At 35.0% G+C, this 19,058-nt stretch carries 15 protein-coding genes, 2 tRNA genes and 1 rRNA gene; 8 read left to right on the top strand and 10 right to left on the bottom strand.

What is annotated here, in order from left to right:
- Positions 1-92, bottom strand: a 23S ribosomal RNA gene (locus tag BW942_RS20410); the annotation flags it as partial.
- Between the two features lie 1,770 nt (positions 93-1,862).
- Here BW942_RS20410 and BW942_RS20400 point away from each other — a divergent pair.
- Together BW942_RS20400 and BW942_RS20395 are read left to right on the top strand one after the other, a co-directional pair.
- Positions 1,863-3,314, top strand: coding sequence for a pectin acetylesterase-family hydrolase (locus tag BW942_RS20400; protein WP_033108136.1), 1,452 nt, complete (start codon positions 1,863-1,865; stop codon positions 3,312-3,314).
- Between the two features lie 594 nt (positions 3,315-3,908).
- Positions 3,909-4,100, top strand: a complete 192-nt coding sequence (locus tag BW942_RS20395; protein WP_000664583.1) for a hypothetical protein — start codon at positions 3,909-3,911, stop codon at positions 4,098-4,100.
- A gap of 92 nt (positions 4,101-4,192) precedes the next feature.
- On the opposite strand, the gene BW942_RS20390 is transcribed toward BW942_RS20395, so the two are convergent.
- On the bottom strand, positions 4,193-5,215 hold the full coding sequence (locus BW942_RS20390; protein ID WP_000862891.1) for an MBL fold metallo-hydrolase: 1,023 nt from the start codon (positions 5,213-5,215) through the stop codon (positions 4,193-4,195).
- Between BW942_RS20390 and BW942_RS20385 the strand changes: the two genes are divergently transcribed.
- Positions 5,204-5,410 carry a hypothetical protein gene (locus BW942_RS20385; RefSeq protein WP_001009183.1) on the top strand — a complete coding sequence of 69 codons (207 nt, stop codon included), beginning with the start codon at positions 5,204-5,206 and terminating at the stop codon, positions 5,408-5,410. The two genes, BW942_RS20390 and BW942_RS20385, sit on opposite strands and share 12 nt — an antisense overlap.
- 71 nt (positions 5,411-5,481) lie before the next feature.
- On the opposite strand, the gene BW942_RS20380 is transcribed toward BW942_RS20385, so the two are convergent.
- Positions 5,482-5,889, bottom strand: coding sequence for a response regulator (locus BW942_RS20380; RefSeq protein ID WP_000655500.1), 408 nt, complete (start codon positions 5,887-5,889; stop codon positions 5,482-5,484).
- On the bottom strand, positions 5,886-9,383 hold the full coding sequence (locus BW942_RS20375; RefSeq protein ID WP_000558136.1) for a PAS domain-containing protein: 3,498 nt from the start codon (positions 9,381-9,383) through the stop codon (positions 5,886-5,888). The genes BW942_RS20380 and BW942_RS20375 overlap by 4 nt, the downstream gene beginning before the upstream one ends.
- A 1,029-nt stretch (positions 9,384-10,412) precedes the next feature.
- Between BW942_RS20375 and BW942_RS20370 the strand changes: the two genes are divergently transcribed.
- Together BW942_RS20370 and BW942_RS20365 are read left to right on the top strand one after the other, a co-directional pair.
- Positions 10,413-10,682 carry a hypothetical protein gene (locus tag BW942_RS20370; RefSeq protein WP_000214216.1) on the top strand — a complete coding sequence of 90 codons (270 nt, stop codon included), beginning with the start codon at positions 10,413-10,415 and terminating at the stop codon, positions 10,680-10,682.
- A gap of 41 nt (positions 10,683-10,723) precedes the next feature.
- On the top strand, positions 10,724-11,479 hold the full coding sequence (locus tag BW942_RS20365) for an LIC10920 family plasminogen-binding lipoprotein (protein ID WP_000820064.1): 756 nt from the start codon (positions 10,724-10,726) through the stop codon (positions 11,477-11,479).
- Positions 11,480-11,920: 441 nt separating this feature from the next.
- On the opposite strand, the gene BW942_RS20360 is transcribed toward BW942_RS20365, so the two are convergent.
- Positions 11,921-12,595 carry an LIC13197/LIC10919/LIC10469 family protein gene (locus tag BW942_RS20360; protein ID WP_001010929.1) on the bottom strand — a complete coding sequence of 225 codons (675 nt, stop codon included), beginning with the start codon at positions 12,593-12,595 and terminating at the stop codon, positions 11,921-11,923.
- A gap of 41 nt (positions 12,596-12,636) precedes the next feature.
- The gene (locus BW942_RS20355; protein ID WP_000126723.1) at positions 12,637-13,140 is read right to left on the bottom strand and encodes an SRPBCC family protein; all 504 of its coding nucleotides are present in this window, start codon (positions 13,138-13,140) and stop codon (positions 12,637-12,639) included.
- A gap of 618 nt (positions 13,141-13,758) precedes the next feature.
- On the opposite strand from BW942_RS20355, the gene BW942_RS20350 reads away from it, so the two are divergent.
- The gene (locus tag BW942_RS20350) at positions 13,759-13,947 is read left to right on the top strand and encodes a hypothetical protein (RefSeq protein WP_000792590.1); all 189 of its coding nucleotides are present in this window, start codon (positions 13,759-13,761) and stop codon (positions 13,945-13,947) included.
- Between the two features lie 408 nt (positions 13,948-14,355).
- On the opposite strand, the gene BW942_RS20345 is transcribed toward BW942_RS20350, so the two are convergent.
- The 4 genes from BW942_RS20345 to BW942_RS21325 form a co-directional block, all read right to left on the bottom strand.
- The gene (locus BW942_RS20345) at positions 14,356-15,315 is read right to left on the bottom strand and encodes a polyprenyl synthetase family protein (RefSeq protein WP_000868876.1); all 960 of its coding nucleotides are present in this window, start codon (positions 15,313-15,315) and stop codon (positions 14,356-14,358) included.
- A 51-nt stretch (positions 15,316-15,366) separates the two neighbouring features.
- The gene (locus BW942_RS20340) at positions 15,367-16,254 is read right to left on the bottom strand and encodes a transglutaminase-like domain-containing protein (protein ID WP_001147202.1); all 888 of its coding nucleotides are present in this window, start codon (positions 16,252-16,254) and stop codon (positions 15,367-15,369) included.
- 1,156 nt (positions 16,255-17,410) lie between these two features.
- Positions 17,411-18,235 carry a transketolase gene (locus BW942_RS20330; protein WP_001002663.1) on the bottom strand — a complete coding sequence of 275 codons (825 nt, stop codon included), beginning with the start codon at positions 18,233-18,235 and terminating at the stop codon, positions 17,411-17,413.
- Positions 18,236-18,297: 62 nt separating this feature from the next.
- Entirely contained in the window at positions 18,298-18,684 is a 387-nt protein-coding gene (locus tag BW942_RS21325; protein ID WP_000604091.1) for a hypothetical protein, read from the bottom strand.
- Between the two features lie 158 nt (positions 18,685-18,842).
- Here BW942_RS21325 and BW942_RS20320 point away from each other — a divergent pair.
- Together BW942_RS20320 and BW942_RS20315 are read left to right on the top strand one after the other, a co-directional pair.
- A tRNA-Thr gene (locus BW942_RS20320) sits at positions 18,843-18,915 on the top strand.
- A gap of 10 nt (positions 18,916-18,925) precedes the next feature.
- Positions 18,926-19,010 (top strand) — tRNA-Tyr (locus BW942_RS20315).
- The last annotated feature ends 48 nt before the right edge of the window (positions 19,011-19,058 follow it).

Below are 19,058 nucleotides of genomic sequence, written 5' to 3'. Positions count from 1 at the left end.
CTTACAACTCCCCGTTGCTTATCGCAGAAAGCCACGTCCTTCATCGCGTCCTGATGCCCGGGCATCCCCCGTACGCCCTTTCTTACTTGACCATATTACGAAACAAATAACGTTCCCGTTATTCGCTTTTGATCTCGTTTGGGCTATCTTCTCACTCAAGAGAAAAAGCATTTTATTTAACCTGTAGAATGATGTGTAGCTGTAAAAATTTTTTGAATTACCGATCTCGTTCGAGATATGAATGTCGCCCGAATCTCTTTCGTGAGCAACATCAACTCAATCAAAATTGTCTTTGCTAATCTTTACATTTTTTGTGTTCTCAAGAGCACCTCTACTCTTAAGAACCTCTCTATCGCAGTATATATGTTGTTAATGAACTTAAGTCTTCCCAAAACAAAACACTAAAAAAGAGTAGAAAGATCTCTCGTTTTTGTGACTTGCTTTAGTTGTTTGCTAAAATTTTTGCCCGAACGGACAAAACATCGCAAAAACCAATTTATAGAATTCAGGTGCCTGGGCAAGCAATTATTATAAAAATTATTTTCGAATTATGGTCAAAAGTTGAGATTTTTTTGAAAATCTTTCTAAAAAATTGCTTTAGAATTCTACACATTTTTTAAAACTTTTTTTGGATAAACCCCACCTTTTGATACGTCTCAAAACTCATCTTAGTAAATTCGACTTTTTGAATATTCTTGCTACTTTCAATTTTACATCATCACGAACACATTCTAAAATTTCTTTCCATAATTTCCCAAAACTACACCAAAAATATTATATTTTTTGAATCTGTTTTTATTCTTTCTGAATATCAACTCAACTGATTCACTTATTACCTACCTCTCGGAAGCAATATTATACTAAACTTGTTTTAAAATTTAGATGCGGGCCTACTGCGGAAAAGATAACAACTCTGAGTTAAATGCAATTTTCAAGCACTCTGCATTTTTGTAAAATTGATCGTTAATTTTTGATATTATTTTTATGTGTCTTAGTAACAACAGAAACGAAATCAAATTATAGCTTTTACAACTCAAGATCTATTGATAGTCTATAACTTTTATATTTACTTTGGATAGGTTTAAGATTGTGAAAGTTCTCACGTTCGACCAATCACTTTATAGTAAGCGCGCACTAATTTCTGTAAAATTAGCTTCTTCCGTTTTTTTCATTTAAATGAATCGAAAAAATCGTTTGTAAATATGAATTTTTTTTAAACTTTATTATAAGAGTAGTAGTTCCTACATTTTAAAACTTTAGGAACAGTTATTAGATAATCCACGATAAGAATTGTAATTTTTTATAATAGAGTTGTTGAAAAATTCCCTAGTTCCGATTAACAAAACTGCTTTAATTGCCAGTTTCCATAAAATAGAAACAGATGGAGAATTAATTTTTCAACAATTCTAATATAGTTTCTGAGTAAAAAATTGTAATGACTCTAAATTTAAGGAAATGTAAATTTCTACAAATTACACTGGCTCTAAATTTGAGTAGATCTCGTCAGAAATTTACAGTAACATTTTTCTAGGATTTTATAGTGCTGTACTTTTTAAAATAGAGTTGTTGAAAAATTCTATAGTGGAGTTTAACAAAACTACTTCAATCGACAGTTTCCATACAACGAAAATCGATGGCGAATTAATTTTTCAACAACTCTAATATTAGAACTTATATGAAAAGTTCATTTTAACGATTTTGCATCTCAAATCTTGACTTCATTATTTGTTTCGTAAAAACTTTAAAGTTCCAAGAATAACTTTAAAATCGAGTTTAATTTTTCCGGTATCGATTGACTTTCCTACCTAAGAGTTCTATGATTGAAGAATCAAAAGTGGAAAAAGGAAAAGGGGCTTAAAAAAATGAAACGATGGATTCTATATATAACAACGATTTGTCTATTTCTTACCTTTATAAATTGTAAAAAAGACGACGATGATCAAGATAAAACTCTCTTAGCGTTAATCTTAGCCGATCTTTTATACAATCCTTACGAAAAGATTACTCCTTCTCCTGGAACGATTACTATTTCCGGAGCCAATTATTCAAACAGAGCTTATAACCCTGCTTGTTCCGGTTCTACTGAAAATAAAACGTTTTCATTCTATAGAAAAAAAGTAAAAACATCCAATAGCAAATTGCTCATCAATTTTATGGGAGGTGGAGCTTGTTGGAGTGGATATAACTGCTTCGGAAATAATACAACTACTTATTTTAACCAGCTCGAAAAGGTTCCGGATTTGTTCGTAAAATTTGTTTTTCAAGGTGTAATGAACACAAACAACGCTTCCAATCCATTCAAAGACTATGATGTAGTTTTTATTCCCTATTGCACTGGAGATCTACACTTCGGTTCTAAAGACATGACTTATATCGATCCAACCACAGGATCTTCAGTAGTAGTAAAACATAAGGGTTATGACAATGTGCTCTCGGTATTAAAGTATATTCAGACCGAGTATCCTCAAGTTCAAAATGTATTCGTAACTGGACAAAGCGCAGGAGGTTATGGAACTCTACTCAATTATCCTATCGTACGTGAAACTATTTCAGGACTGAATTCATCCGCAAAAATGAACATGCTGATTGATGCGTCTAACGGAATTGTTCCAAACGGTTTTTTCTCCAATCTAAGCACTCAGTGGGGAGCCGATTCAAATTTGCCTACTTGGGTAGCTGGAATCGCGGCTAACTATCTCACTGTAGGAAACCCTTCTATTCAAGATTTTTTTACAAAGGTATCCACACACTACAATGGATCGGGAGATAAAACGGGTCAATACACTGCTACTTTTGACGGAAACCAAAGATTTTTTTACAAAGTGATGCATATCATCAACTCGGCTCCACCTTATTCAGATGAAAAAACGACAGACCCTTACGATTCCTCTAAAACCTATTCCTTCTTATTTGGAGACAGTGATGGTAGTTCCATTCCAGACGGAACGACAGCGTCCACAGATGGATCCAGTTGCGGTTGGACACAACAGGCGGTTACTTCCATGAATGGGATTTCGGCCGGAACTACAAATTATTCGTATTACATCGCTCCGGGTGACGTACACACAATTACTACGTCAGAAGATATGTATAAACTGGATTCGGGAGGAACCAACTTCGTTACTTGGCTTACAACCCTTTCTACAGGCACAAAACCAGGAAATGCGAAGTGTACAAACAACGGAGGAAACTGTGCCAACTCTAATTTTACAAAAAGTAAAATCAATCTTACTTTGAATGCGGCTACTTCAGATCAATCTTATGTAAATAATACAGATCTAGCAACTACTTGTAGACCTATTGTAGGCCTTTAGAATGAATTAGAATATCTTTATAAAATAATTTTTTTATAATAGAGTTGTTGAAAAATAAATTCTCCATCTGCTTTTATTTTATGGAACGGTCGATTGAAGAGACTTTGTCAATCGCCACTTTCAACAACTCTAATGCAAATTCAACCTAAGAAAATTTGGGTGAATCCGGTTTTGCCGGAGCGCTTTCAGATACAGTCAATAAATTGCATGAAAGAAACATAATACGATATTTCGTTTTAAGTTTCAATTTAGAACACGATCGATAGAGAGCCCCCACAAGTTGAATAGGATTTTAGAATCAAAATGAACTCAACAGAACGGGCTTTCTATGGATCGCCGTTCTGGACTCAAAAAGGCACATTTTTCAAGTGTTCCGACAAGAATGAGTCTTTTTACTTGCAAAAAGTATGTTTTTCTGATAGAGAAAAATTTTCCGAACCACCCAAAAATAGGGAAAACTCAACACAACGCTCTTTATGAATCGCGTTGGAAAACTCAGCGAATGCCTCTCTAAAGATCGGCATTCAGGAAGCGATGTATTGAGTTCAGAAAATGAGACGTTGAGTTACTTCGAGCAAGCGATACGGCTTTAGTTTGAAAGAACGTTCTGCTAAGTTCCCATACGCTTCAATCACTTTCGCACTGAATTTATCGAACTTAGCTGAAACGACAACTTTGTTGATGAAAACCTGGGTACTCAATTTGGATGGGGATCAGTGGGATTTAAACCATTTTCAAATCAAGAAAATCCCAATCAAAGATCTTAAAAAAGTGAGCTCTGTATAAAGAACTCATGATTCTGAAATTTGAAATCTGAACTTTACAGATTGATTCTTTAAATGTGGGAACTACCACAAATCTATAAAAACGCATACGTTTCATTCATCGCCAATCCATCTGTATTTTTCATAAGGTGGATCGACTTCTAAAATTTGCACCTGACCCTGATCGATTAACTTTCGGATTAAAGAATGTAAGATCGCAAGCGCCGTATTATAATAACTGCTATTTGCCACTTTCTCTCCCATCGCTTCCAAAACCAATGTAGAAAGATCCTGATCATCCTCTTTTAATCTACGAACTACCCCTCTTTCCAATAAGTTTAAAGTTTTAGATAATAGTTTGATCGCTCTCTGAGGATCTTCCGGCTCCGATCCGTGTGCGGGAAGAAGTCTTCGAATCGGCAATTTAGAAAGACGATCTAAAGATCTATGATAGTCGTATAAGTTTCCGTCTATCTCCGCGTAAATGGAAGAAATATTTTGAAGTACTAAATCTCCGGTAAAATAAATTTTTTCTCCTAAAATATAAGGAGTTAAATGCCAACGATTATGACCGGGAGTATATAAGATTCCGATTTCTCTTCCTCCCGCCTGAATCACATCACCCTCCACGAGTTCAACGTCAAAATTCAAATACGGGTCCACTTTTTCTGAATTGTCCAGCGCATCATGAAATTCGAATATACCTGTATCCACTCTTTTAAGTTCAGTAAGTCTTGTAGTATTATCATGATGCCCCTTATACACGAGCCGTCTCATCGCTCTTTGAAAAACCTGAACGAACTCCACGTAATTTCCAATCTCGGAAGCCATTCCAGCCATCGCATACAACTTTGCATCCGTATAATAACGTAAAGTCAAAGCGGCACTCATATGATCTAAATGATTATGAGTATAAATAATATGTTTAATCTTACTCAAAGAAAGTCCTATCTTTTTCAAAGCCCTTTGTAAAAGCCCAAGGTTTTCTATATAACCGGAATCGATGATGGTAGGTTCTCCATCTGGAAGAATATAAATATTATTGGGGGCATAAAAAGGTTGGGGAATTTCAGTTTTAAAGATTCCGTCCCCTATATTTTTTATTTCCGGAACAGAATCGTATCGATGAACTTTCATTCAACCTTCCCTAAAAAAGAGGTCTCTTTTTTCCATACAAAGTCCCGAGACCATAAGAAGCCTGCAATTGAAATTTTAAATATTCCGGTGTCGGCTTTAGGTGGGAAAAGAAAAATAGTAAAACATACAAACGAGTATTTTCATTTGTTTCATCTATATCAATTTATTCAGAATAAGAATTTCACCAACATTTGACGATTTCTTCCTATGAATCATAAAAATCCATTTCTAAGTTGTAGTTTTATTTTTTAAGGTATCGACTCACTTTAAATTTGATCGCAACAAATTTTTACCGCATCCGCAAGTTGTTTTGGATCCCAGGGTTTTGGCAAAACAGCGTAAGTACCGGCTTCCTTTTTTACTCTTTCCACCGCGGCATCGTCTACGTGACCCGTAATCAATATAGAACGAATCTCAGGATATTTTTGATGAATATGAATTAAAAATTCGTCTCCTTTGATGCCGGGCATACGCCAATCGGACAAAATCAAAATTACGTTGATTCCGTTTTGGGCCAACTCATCTACAACTTCTAAAGCTTCATTTGCATTGATTGCGGTTTCATATTGAAACTCATTTCCAAATTGTTTCTTTAATTCTTGTTTTAACGCGATCAAGATGATAGGCTCGTCGTCTACACAAAGGATTGCATTGTTTTTTATTGTATCTTTCAAAAGATATTCTCCGTACTTGCAGATTTCAACCACACGCTGAACTTTGTTCTACCGGGGACACTCTCAAACTCTATTTTACCACCCATCTTTTCTATGATCTTTTTACAAATATCTAATCCTAAGCCGATTCCTTCTCCCTGTTTTTTCGTGGTGAAAAAAGGTTCAAAAATTTTATCTTTCACGGAATCCGGAATTCCGGCTCCAGAATCGGTAAAGGAAGTGATGATCCAGGAATTTTTTTCTTCGAGACCAATTTCAATCTTCCCTTGATAATTCATGGATTGCAAACCATTATTTAGAAGATTGATCCAAACTTGATTCAACTTATTCCCATTCCCTAAACAAAGTCCACTCGTTTTATAATCTTTAACGATTTCAACTCCGTACTTAATTTTAGTATGATACAAAGTGAGAATAGTGTCTATCTCGGAACGAATATCCACAGGGACTACATCCTCGTCTTGATCACTTCCTCCCGGATTTAAATAATTTTTCAAAGCCTCTACAACGTGAGAAGCCTTTCCACTTGCAATCGAAATCACCTTGTTCAATCGAACGATCGTAGAAAGTGAACCTACTGTATTTAAAAGACTCATTCTCGTTTCCGATCCTAAAAGATCCACAAGCCTTTCACCAAGTCGATACACTCCTATATCCAAAACCATATTCGTAACGTCTCCGTAGTCGTACATTCCAGCATTCTTAAACATTTGAAGCAGATCTTTTTTCAGACTTCTATCCGGAATAATTTCAGATTCAAAGGCGTCTTTTAAACTTTCTTCCAAAAGAACGTTAAAATTTTCGGATTCTTTTTCGTTAAAACTAGAAAGAAGATCTGGAAGTCCTTTTAACTCTCTTTGAAGAATTTCTAAAACCGCTCGATTGGAAGAAGCAATCGCCCCCAAAGGAGTATTCAATTCGTGCGTCATCCCCGCCGCAAGTTGACCAAGCGCAGCTAACTTTTCGGAAAGAAGAAGCTGATCCTGTGCCCCCCGCAATTCTTTCATAATTTTTTCGAGATTGTTTACTGCGTCTCTCAAATCGGAATTTGATTTGCGTAGTTCTTCGGTTCTGAGATCGATTTTTCTTTCTAGATTTGCGTTTAAATCCAGAATCGTTTCTTCCGCTTCTTTACTTTTAGTTATATCGTAGATGATTCCGAAAATTTGTTTAGGTTCTCCACTTAAGTTTCTTTTATAAACCCTTTCTCTGGAAATGAGCCATCTCCACTTTCCACCGTCGTGGTGTTTCATTCTATATGAGTTTTCTATAATATCCTTATCATTCGCCTTTTTATACTGGGGGAATATTTCAGAGTCATATCTCTGCAAATCATCCGGATGCATCAGATTGGAAATCATCCGTTCTCCCATACTTTTGATTTCTACTACGGAATATCCCAAAACGATTTCAATTCCGTCGTTAATATAGACGTATCTCTTTTCTTCTATATCATAAATATATAATATATCAGGAGTAATATCTAAAATCGATTCTATAAATCTATTTCTTTCTAAAAGTTTTTCCTCAATTTGTTTTCGTTCCGTAATGTCCACCATTACACCACGCAACCATTTCGACTTATTATCGTTTACGATTACCTTAACTATATCCCGAAGCCACATAACGCTTCCATCTTTTCTCATAAACCTATATTCGCAGTCGTAGGCTTCCATTTTTTTAGTACGGTTAATTCGGAAATCCACCGCCCAAATTTTATCTTCGGGATGCAGGTGTCCCGCCCAGAACCCTGGCTCGTTCCACTCTTCTACCGAATAACCGAGCATATCCACTACCTGTTGACTTACGAATGTAAATTTAAACGTGGACGTGTCCATTTCCCAAACGATTCCTGGAGTTGTATCTACAAGATCCCTAAATTGTTCCTTACTGGCTTTGGTTTTTTGGAAGGACTCTTGAAGTTGTTCCGCCATATGATTGAAGGCAATAGAAAGAGCCCCCAATTCTTCCAACCTACTCGGAGGCACCCTTTGATCAAAATCTCCCTTTGCCATCTCAATGCTCGCGTTCGAAATTCTACGGATAGGAGCCGTAACAATCCCGGCAAGTAAAGCAGCAATCAAAAGAGAAGAAGCCAAAGCAACCGCAAAAACCTTTGCAGACTGACTACTTCCTATCTTAACACCTTCCAAATAATACGCTGACGGGATTGAAGTGATCAATATCCAATTTGTATTTCCGCTATTGTCTTGATACGGAGTCGCCTGAGTCAGCCAGGTTTCCAGAGATAAAGGTTTTGCAGTAACTACGTCAAAACGAAACTGCGTCGGCTCGTATAGTAAATTCAAATTTCCTAATTTACTTTGAAGAGTTCGAATCGCGTTTTTAATTACAGGATCTTCGTTCAAATCGTTTTTTTTCTCCGTTTTGGAAGAACCGATAACGTTTCCCATACGATCGACTATGATCGCATGTCCGTGTGCGGCAACGTTCGTAGATTTGAGAAGAGAACGGATTCCGCTCATACGTACAATTTCGTTTTCTTTTTGTGTTTTTTCGAGATATTGGTCTAAACGAAGATTAATGTTTTCTGATATTTCCTGATGTAATCTTCCAGCAAGTTTATCCGCCGCCATTTCAGAGCTTTTTAAATTTAAATACGCAGTCGCTCCTACCATCACTAAAACAAGAAGTATAAACGGAGCCACCAAAAACATTCGAATCGGCAAGCCCTGAATTGAACTTTGACTCTGGTTATTATTCTTTTTTTCCCATTGAAATTTTTTAAGATCAAAATAGGATTCACGAACGTGTCCCGGAATTTCAGCCCAAAACATTCCGTATTTCCTAGCAAGCGGAAGTGCCGCTAACATTGCAAACGGAGCGATCGCCCAAGTGATCGAAGTAGTAAAAAACAAAGCGGGAGTGATATTTCTATAAGAAATTGAAGGTGAAAATTGTTTAGAACAAAGATAACCCCAAAACTGGGGTTCTATCATCATAAATACGATTACAAAAAGAAAATATTTAAACCAAACTCTGACCTTTGTAAAATTTGGATTTTTACCGATCAATCTATACGCAATCCAAAAACAAGAAGGATTGATCAAGTAACCCATGAACCAATCGAGTAAAAAATCGGGAGGCACCCCTTCAATCAAATCAGAAAGAGCATATGCAAACGGAACCGCGATCAGTGCAGGATAACCGAACAAAAGAATACAAAGAAAAACGGAAAGGTCTTTGAGGGATTCAAATGTCTGAGCTCCGGGAACTAAAACTACAAAAGAACCCAAATAACCCGTTATAAAAATGAATACAAAAGTGAATGGAATACTCAAAAGCGCCTGAGTATCCCAAAATTGTATTTCTCTTTTAAAACCGATACCATTCGAAATCTTCAGGCGAAAACCGGTAAACGCAGAGATCATAAAAAAGAGCCCTACGATCCATCCCAGAAATCCCCAAATTTCGAGCACTGGAAGCGGAATCGATTCAAAAATGGATTCAAGCTGCTGAATGATGACGTGCATCCCTACCCCGCCTCAACAAAATCGTAATTACAAAAAAAGTTACTATAAACCATGAAAAGAAAACCGGAAAAAAAATCTTAAAAGATGATTCCGAAAGCTGTAAATCAAATTACAAACAGAATTCGGATTTTGTAAGATATAATTAAAACGCTCAATCAAACTTTGAGAGTCTCTTGGCTTCTGAAGATAGATCTTTTTGAACCTAAACCAAATGCCCTTTATATATTTAAAATTTATTTTTAAACCAGTCTTCCTTTCATGTAGACGAGAAATTTTAGGGATCGTAAAAGTTTTAGAATATCATTATTACCGAAAATAAGACAGAAATATATTCTTTTACAGATAAACTTTCAAAACCACAGTATAAAAATTTTTTTAGACTAAAATTACTTTGTCGCCAACAACTTTATAAATGGTTAAAATTTTATACAGAATCTTACCCGATAAAATTTTATTCTAAAACTTCAGAAAAAATGGGGGATAAATTTATACTTAAAACGTTTACCATTTCTTCGCCTGCTGCAAATTTTTCATAAATTCATTCTGTGTCTGTTCTTCCATTTTTTCAGATAATTCAATTGATAATCAAAAAAGAAATCTTCAATCTTATTTGCTGAGTGTGAGGATGGATCCAATTTCATTAGGATTTCAGAATTCTATTTAACGTGAGCTCGGAGTAATCCAATGAAAGCGATTGAGGTGGGGAACTCAGCAGAACTTTTTCAAGTTCAGAGTCTCACTCACTGAACTCAATACATCGCTTCCTAAATGGTTATGTTAGAGAGGCATTTAGAGAGTTTTCTGGACACTCTGCAAATCGTTCAACAAATCTCGTTCTATAACAAATAGAAGTCATGAAACAATTTTATCTCTCAATTTGTTGATCAGAACTAAAAGTGCGGTTCGGCTGCCACGGGTTCGCCAATTTTTTTTACGTAGAATTCACATTATTGAAGTATAAACTATTGGAGCAGGTGTTTTATTATGTAGCTCTGAGCAGCCGTTTCCGGTAACTCGACCGGACCACTTTTGACAACGGTTTGTTTTGATAAACTTTTGACAAAAAATGGTTTGAGACAACTTCAAAACTTTCCACGAAAGCATACCCAAATTCCGTCTTTTATTATTACAGTCGATAGAGACTTTTTTCGGTTTTTATCTATACCTGGACCCATTCTAATTTTTACGTTAGATAGACAATTATTTCGAATTTTGTTTCAGAATTTGGGCCCAGAGGAACGATCTTTTAAATACTGGGTCCAAAATCTTAAGAAAACGATGGGAGCATTTCATTCTTGACCAAGATTCGCTTTTCCATCAATATTACTTAAAGGAATTTTATGAAACGTTTTTATATTGGTTTTTTATCATCTATTTTCTTTGCTGCGATTTTTCTCAATTGCGAACATAAAGATCAAAACAAGATAGACCTTCAAGTTCTTATTACTGCAACCGGAAACGTAATTTATATCAATGGAGAAGTAGATCCCGATAAAATTTCTTCTTGCGGAGTCGCAGTTCCCGGAACCACGTCCTCCACCGGGACTACAGGCACCACTGGAACGACCGGCACCACAACCACAGGTTCTTCTGGTTCATCTAATAGTCGTTATACGGTCACGAGTCAGTTGATTATGAAAACCACTGCAGAATCTATGGTGCTTAGATTTCAATTCGATTCTTCTCAATACCAAGGATCCGTTGATCCTCAGCAGGGTTTTAGCTATTCAGGAGGAGCTTTCGGTAAAATGGTTACTGGTAACGTAGGTAAGGTGGAATGGGGCACTTCTGGAATTCCAGTTTATCCAAGCGGAAACGGATCTGCTCAACAACAAACCTTACAATATATGGACATAGATATTTCCCTTTCGGGTAAACTACTAGATAGCTCTTCTAGCACAGGAATCCTAAATCAGTGTTATACTTCGGATAACGTAAACTGTACTTCTGTTACAACTACACAACAATGTTTTACCCAAGACAATAAGTCCTGCGTTTCCACAGCATCTACTCCAGGTTCTGCGGTAACGATTACAGGAAATATTACGTGCAATGCACCTAACGTAATTCCAAGTAGTGGAACTACTACTCAATAATTTTGAATAAATATTAATCGGTTTGCACTTTTAGTATATTTGATTATTAAAAATTTATAATAAACTTAATCCTTCAATTAATTTTAGACTTCGTATGATATAACGTTATTCGTAAGTTTTTACATTGAACTACGTTAAATTTAATGTGAGTTCACCCAGAGTTACAACAAAGCACCCAATCCAATAGTTTATACTTTAATAATATAAATTCGGCGGTTAAAAATCCGGTTTGCCACGACCGACCGGAGGGTTGTTGAAAAAAGAATTCTCCGTTTGTTTTTTGTTTCACTGAAATTGACGATTGAAGCAATTAATCTTCACTACGGAATTTTTTTAACAATAGAATTGTTAAAAAAATACTCCAACATTTTAAGTGCAACGTTTTGTAAAATTCCCACACATAAAAATCGCAAGATCCTAAACCATTAATTTGCGTTCCTTTTAGAGATTTTTATCGATCAAAAAAATAGGAACTGACCAACGATCATGACGAGTCATTGTAACCCAAAACGGAGATCGTTTTTTCAATCCTTCCCAATCAGATATTCTTTTACAAACCTCATAAGCGATTTTATAATTCCAAATCTGAAATAGATCCAACAATAAAACTTCCACCTCGGAAGAAATTCGATCTTCGTCAATCGATTCACGCACTGGGTTCTGTAAATTTTCCACATACGAATTGATCGAGTGATGAACTGGAATTGAACTAAAATCTTCATAAACTAGATACCCATGTTTCAAATCACTTTCAATTCCAGGAATTTCCCTTGGACCAAGATCGGTTCCGGATATATTTCCGAAACCTTTGCAAGAATCGAGCGCGTAGGCAAAAGCTACATCCGACGTATTTCCATCAAAGTACCATTGAAAATCCAAGGCTTTTACAGATTTAAACTTTTTAAGGATTTCCGAATAAATCGTTTCATTTTCATTGCAGAATTTTATACCTCGCTCTATTCCCGAAAAAAATTCATTCTCAATTTGTTCGGATGGCAATGTTGCAAGTAAATTTTCAGCTTGGATTAAAAACGAATCCGCGTTATTTTTACTCAACCAGATTTTTATGGCTTCTTCGCGTTTTGTAAATCGAATTGGATCAATTTGAAAGTTCATATTAAAAATTTATTATAGATTCGACCCATTTCCAATTTTTCTTAAAGAAGGTTTTTTTTAACATAAACCACGAGTTGATCTAAAGCGGTTCCCCAGCCTTCATGAAAACCCATGTCCTCGTGTTTTTTACGGTTGGTTTCATTTCCATGAATCGCAGTCGCTCTATATTTTGTTCCAGTTCCATGAGTTTCCATCGTAACAATTGCAGTAAAAAATCCGAAAGGATGATTCGGATCAGGAGAAGGTCTAAAGCCCGGTTGAAGTGCATCCGTCCAAACCAGCCTTTCATTTGGAATAACTTCTAAATAACAACCTAGGTTTGGAAAATTCTCACCCGCTGGAGACTGCATCGTAGTTCTAAAAATTCCTCCAGGTCGGAGATCAATTTCACAATCGATTGTCTTCCATGGAGATGGACAAAACCAAGGTTTCAGATGCTCTGGGGTAGTCCAAACCTTCCAAACCAGTTCGCGCGGAACGTCTATAATTCTTTCAAGAACCAAATCTAATTTAGGATCCAGTTGTGGATAAATTTGAGCCGTCATTTTTATTTCTCCTTAAGTTTTTACAATACCGTCGATAAAATAATCTTAATCGTAAAATGATTGTTAGGATTGATTAAAAGAAGTATTGAATCTGCATTGAGTAATCAGAGATTTTCTTTATCATAAAATCTTTCTGAATACAATCAAAAAATTTTTGCAAACGATTATAACTTTAAATTTGTCTGACAGGACATTTTGGAAACCGAATGATGAATTTTTTATAATCCGTCCACGGTAATTATATGTATAAATTGAATAATAAAATCTTGTATTCAAATTTTATAGAGGAACAATTTACAAATTCACTTTCAAAAAGAAATTTAGTTTTTGAAATTACAATTCTTTTTAAATCTAAGATTGTAGGCGACTGAACCAGTGGTTTAAATAAACACTCAGTTTTTAATTTTACGGTTAGAGATTATTATGAGTTTATTCCAAAAGTGAAACGTGCAACCAACAATTTCGAATTAGATACAATTTATAAAAACTCCTACATCTTTGCAAAATCAGCAGTTAATTTTTAGAAGTCAGAATAGTAAACCTGTAAATTTAAATGAATGTAAAAAACTTATTTTTTCCGTAAAAAATAAAATGTAGGAACTCTTACGAATTCCAATCATGAAAAATAAATATTTAAAGATTCGTAATGTGACAAAATCTGTAGGAACTACTACAAATCAAAATTTTCACGGTAAAATTTACAAACTCAACTTCTCCCGACAAAGAATTTTGATCCGTAAAAATAAATGTGGAACTACTAAAAAACTCAATGAAATTAGAATGGCTCGAAAGTTCGCAAATTGCTAAATGCGACCTAGTTTGTAGGAACTATTGCATTTTATTAAAAATTTCTAAAGAATGATTGCGTAAAATTTTTTGAGGTTTTGGGACAAACTCAAAATAGAAGTTTATAAAAATTGAATCTGTCGTATTCGAGTGTAGGAACTCCCTATTTTTTTTAGTTTAGACACTAGAAAATTAACAATCAATCATCTCTACAAATGATGTAGAAACTCTTATATTTAAAAATACGTCTGTAAAATCAGAATTTGCTGTAGTTCCCACAGATTACGTCTCTCTCTGAAAACTGATAGTTTTTAAATCGATAAATTAGTAGTTCTTACATTTATAAATTTATAATAAAATGTTAGAGGCTTTCATTTTTAAATTTTGTATGGGTTCCTACATTTTAAAAAACGAATTATAAATTAAAACTTATTCATCTAAAAGTTTTAGAATTTGTTCTTTTAAAAGATTCCGAATTGTAGATTCCGAAAAACCATTTAAGAATTTCAGCAAATTATCCGCTATCGTTTGAAACTCCGCATCCATCCGTTCTCGAATCTGATAACGAGAGAGAAGACTTAAAATCACAATACCGTCTCCTTGCGACCTTTCCGACTTAGCAAAAAGAGAATGAATTAATTTTTTATCGTTCCTATCAGCTCGATCAAGTAACAACAAAATAGGATGCGTATAAAGACCGTTATAAAAATCTTTGAGGGGAATTTTCCCACTTTTACTTGCAGAGGTAAAATAATCAATCGCGTCGTCTTTTTTCTGAAAAAAAGAACCTAAATCAATCCCAAATTGCCTGAGTTTCTTTTTTTCTTTTTCATTTTTATCAGAAAGAATTCCCGCCGACACACACACAACGGCAAATAAAGAAGCAGTTTTTCCATATATAATTTTATTATAAATATCTAAAGTTATTTTAGGATTTTTTTCCCATTCCATTTGAATGAGTTCAGAAACGGAGAGATCCTTGATAACCTGAGTAAAAACTTCCATCAATTCAGGATAACCCAAGCCATTTAAATGGTCGATTCCACAAGCAAGAAGATAATCTCCCGCAAGAATAGCCGTTTTATTACCAAATTTGGAACCCACACTTTGAAGTCCTCTTCTAGTTTCCGCCTCATCCACCACGTCATCATGAAGTAAACTGGCTGCATGAATCAACTCCGCAATGGCTCCGACGTCTAACCAGTGTTTACCGGAATAACCTAAAAGTTGGCAGAGACAATAATGAAGAATAGGACGAATCCTCTTCCCACCCGATTGAATCGTATAGGTTTTGATTTCGGAGAGAATTTTAAGGTCTTCCCGAATGATCGTTTCTAACTTTTTGTCAAATTTCCGAATCAGAGAATCTTTCAGTACCGAAACTTTCACCGTGGTGACAAGTATTCAAAACAACGGTACAGGCTCAAGCAAGAACTCTCTTCAAGCTTTCAGTTTGTTTTCCAGAATTAGAAGTTGTCTAGAAAGAATGTCTTCCATATCCCGAAATTGTTCTTTGCGGTATATATGAATCAAATTGCGATACATTCTTTTAATAATCGAAAGAGTACTCGCCCTAGTAAAATATCTTTCACTTGGAACAAAACTATTCGCTTCTAAAAAACGAATACAAGTAGATTTATCTAAAAGAACTCCTCCATGAAACGGATCGATAAAGGTTTCATAATCCGTAGAATCAAAGTGAAGAAGAAAATGAAGAGGCATATTTACACCGTAAAGAGGTAGGGAAAGTCTCTTTGCAACTAAAAGATAAATTGCGGAAAGAGAAATAGGAATTCCCTTCCTAGTATGAACGACTCGAGTAACAAAGGAATTGTCAGGGTCATCATACTGATCATTATTTCCCTGAAAATTTTCTTCGGAAGAAAGAACCCTTGTTAAAAAATGGACCTTCAATTCTTCGGAAACGTATTCTGGATTTAAATCGCATAACTCTTCTACTCTAAGTGCAAGCCGATCCAAATAAATTTTGAACTCGTGATAAGAAGCATCTGGATCTCCTACACTGGAGAGAAGAAATACAGCCTCTTCTAAATCACTATAATCGTTAACGTGGCCTTTATCTGCAAGAAGCGAATAACGTGTATTAATACGTTCGAGATGAACGATGGAAGAAACGGAACGAGCGAAAACCCTCAACGTAGGGTCCTTAAATTCCTCTATAAAATCACTGATTTCAAATTGCCAAGGAATCATGTCCGCAATTTCACGTATCACTCGAACTTTTTCTTCCTTATTGGAGAACTCGAGTTGGTAAAATTTTTCTTCTAGCTTATCGGGAGGAAGGTGAAAAGACTCATAATAAGGCATAAACAATATATTTTTACAAAAAACAAAATGAGTCAATTCAGAATAGAATTTGTCATTGGAAAAAATGAAACGAGAACTCTCGCAAAAGTAATTCAGCATTTACTTACTAAGGAGACTAAAGTCTTCTTATAGTTGAAACGATCGTAAATTAACTATGTCTTACGGCATAAAAAACTGAAAGTTTAAATTAAAAAAGACTCGGCCTTTATCAATCTAAAACAAATTTTCGAACAAGAATGTTTCTTAAATTTTGATTTCACGGTTATGGATCCTAATTTTCCAATCGTAAAATAGAATTGAACGTTATCACTTTCAGTAAAAATGTAATTATATTCCAATTACTGATCTTTATAAATTGGATACCGTTAATTTTTATCGTAAAACACCGTTTCAATGCAAAATATTAGGTATTTTATATAAACCTGGGTAGAAAGTTTAAATCGTAGAAACAACTTCTATCGATAGTATATTTTACATTATCTTTTTAAACAGAACGAAAATAGACGTTTTTTTGAAATTGAGATAAAAAAATCCGTTTTTTAAATTCCAAACAAATACTCTAACATAAAAATATTACTATGACGAACTTGTTTCAAAAGTTAGAATATAATATCTTCTTCAAAAAAACAATTCTAAGTTAGACGCAATTTTTGAGAACTTTTGCATTTTTACAAAATCAACTGTTAATTTTTTGCAGCTCAAGCAGTAAAGACCTGATTCTGTTAAACAAGATCAATAAACTTCTAATTTCATCCGCAAAAATAAAATTTCCGGATAGTAGACATCAAAACTTTAGAATAGAATCCCTAAAATTTAGAAACAAATCCAAATTTAGATTAGGAGATTATTATAAAATAGTTTTTTTATTTTGTAATAGTAGTAAAAAACGGCGATCTCATACAAAAATTTAATTTTACCGATCTCTATATAACATAAGTATCGTTTCTTATATACCCTTGTTAAAATTAAAGATACTCTAGTAACAAAAAGATCAGTAAAATGATTCTTCTTACCATTTTATAAATGGTCTCCATAATAATCTGGAAATCGAACCTTATCTATAATAAAAATCTTATATTAAAATCTATTGAACGAAGCACTTTCAAAGAAAGTGCCAACCCAAAATCTCACCTAACGACAATTAAGAGAAATTTCTTTAAATAGAAATTGTAGATAATTCTTCGAGAGCTTTTTTTTCTTCTTCCGGTTTAGGAGGGGTCCCGTGCCATCCCGGATTATTCTCCATAAAAGAAACACCTTTTCCAAGTACAGTTTTAAAAAGAATAATCGTAGGAGATCCTTTATGAAGTTTTGCTTTTTCAAATGCGGAGATAATTTGTTCTACATCATGACCATCTGCTTCCAAAACGTTCCAACCAAAAGAAATAAATTTTTCTTTTAGAGGCTCTAGATTCATCACGTCTTTTGTAAAACCATCAATCTGAATTCCATTCTTATCCATAAAAGCAATCAGATTGTCTAATTTATAGTGTACAGCGGATTGAGCTGCTTCCCAGGTCATTCCTTCGCCACATTCTCCGTCAGAGATACAGGTATAAATTTTATGATTTTGTTTTTTGAATCTAGCACCCAGTGCAAGGCCAACGGAAACAGAAAGTCCTTGACCCAAAGAACCAGAAGAGCTTTCGATGCCGTTCATATAACGGGTAGAGGGGTGACCTTGAAGTTTACTTCCCAATTTGCGAAAGGTCATCAAATCTTCTAAAGGAAAATAACCGGAATGAGCCATAGCCGCATAACGAATCGCACATACGTGACCGTTGGAAAGAATCAAACGATCCCTTTCTTCCCAATCCGGATCGGAAGGTTTATGATTTAAGATTTTCTTATATAAAACCGCATAAATATCAGCAAGACCTAAGGGACCGCCTGGATGGCCCGAATTTGCAGCGGTTACCATTTTGATTACACTCTTTCTGAGTTCATTTGCAAAGTTCTTAATTTCTTTGATCTCGTTCATATTTTTCCTAAGCGAATAAGATGATGCAATTCCCAACCTCAAAACAGGATGCCGGAATAAGGTCAGTTCGAAGAACGAAACAATACCAAACCGGAAAGGAAAATAGCAGTGTATAGAGGAAGGAAAATATAGTGTAGCTTTCTGTGAAATTCTTTTTTTCGAGTAATCCCAGACCAAACCATCAAAAGCATCAAAACCAAGGTCAATAATGCGAATACACGATGTGTATCAATTATCCAGCGTTCTACAGCAGGAAAGATTCCAATTTTCTCTAAACCGCCACCTAAATACTTCAAGTATAAAAGTGAGAAGGCAGTTGTTAGGTTGAACATTGTGCCAAACAAATTGAAAATACGATGCAGAGAATTTTTTCTAAAACGAAAATAATAACCAGTGTAAAAACAAGAGATTGAAAGAGTCATTCCTATATGTATCAGGGTTAGAATCATCTTTTTTATTTTCGACATACGAACCTCGGCCCAAACTCTTTTTCAAGTAAATTCTAAAATTAAAAAAGAAATCATTCCCGAAATGTTGAGAATAGCCTATTCGGATTTTTTATTTGACCAAGAAAAAGAGCCTGCAATACTGGCTTCCATAGCAAATTGCTGCCTTAGCTCAATTGGTAGAGCATCTGATTTGTAATCAGACGGTTGTGGGTTCGATTCCTATAGGCAGCTATTTTTCTTCGGGTAGGTACTCAAGTGGCCAACGAGGGCAGACTGTAAATCTGCTGACTATGTCTTCGAAGGTTCGAATCCTTCCCTGCCCACCATCTTTTTAATAACTTTACAATTTAATCATACAACAAAAAAGAAATCTA

This window comes from Leptospira interrogans, assembly GCF_900156205.1.
Taxonomy (GTDB): domain Bacteria; phylum Spirochaetota; class Leptospiria; order Leptospirales; family Leptospiraceae; genus Leptospira; species Leptospira interrogans.
This window is presented reverse-complemented; position numbering and strand designations above follow the sequence as displayed.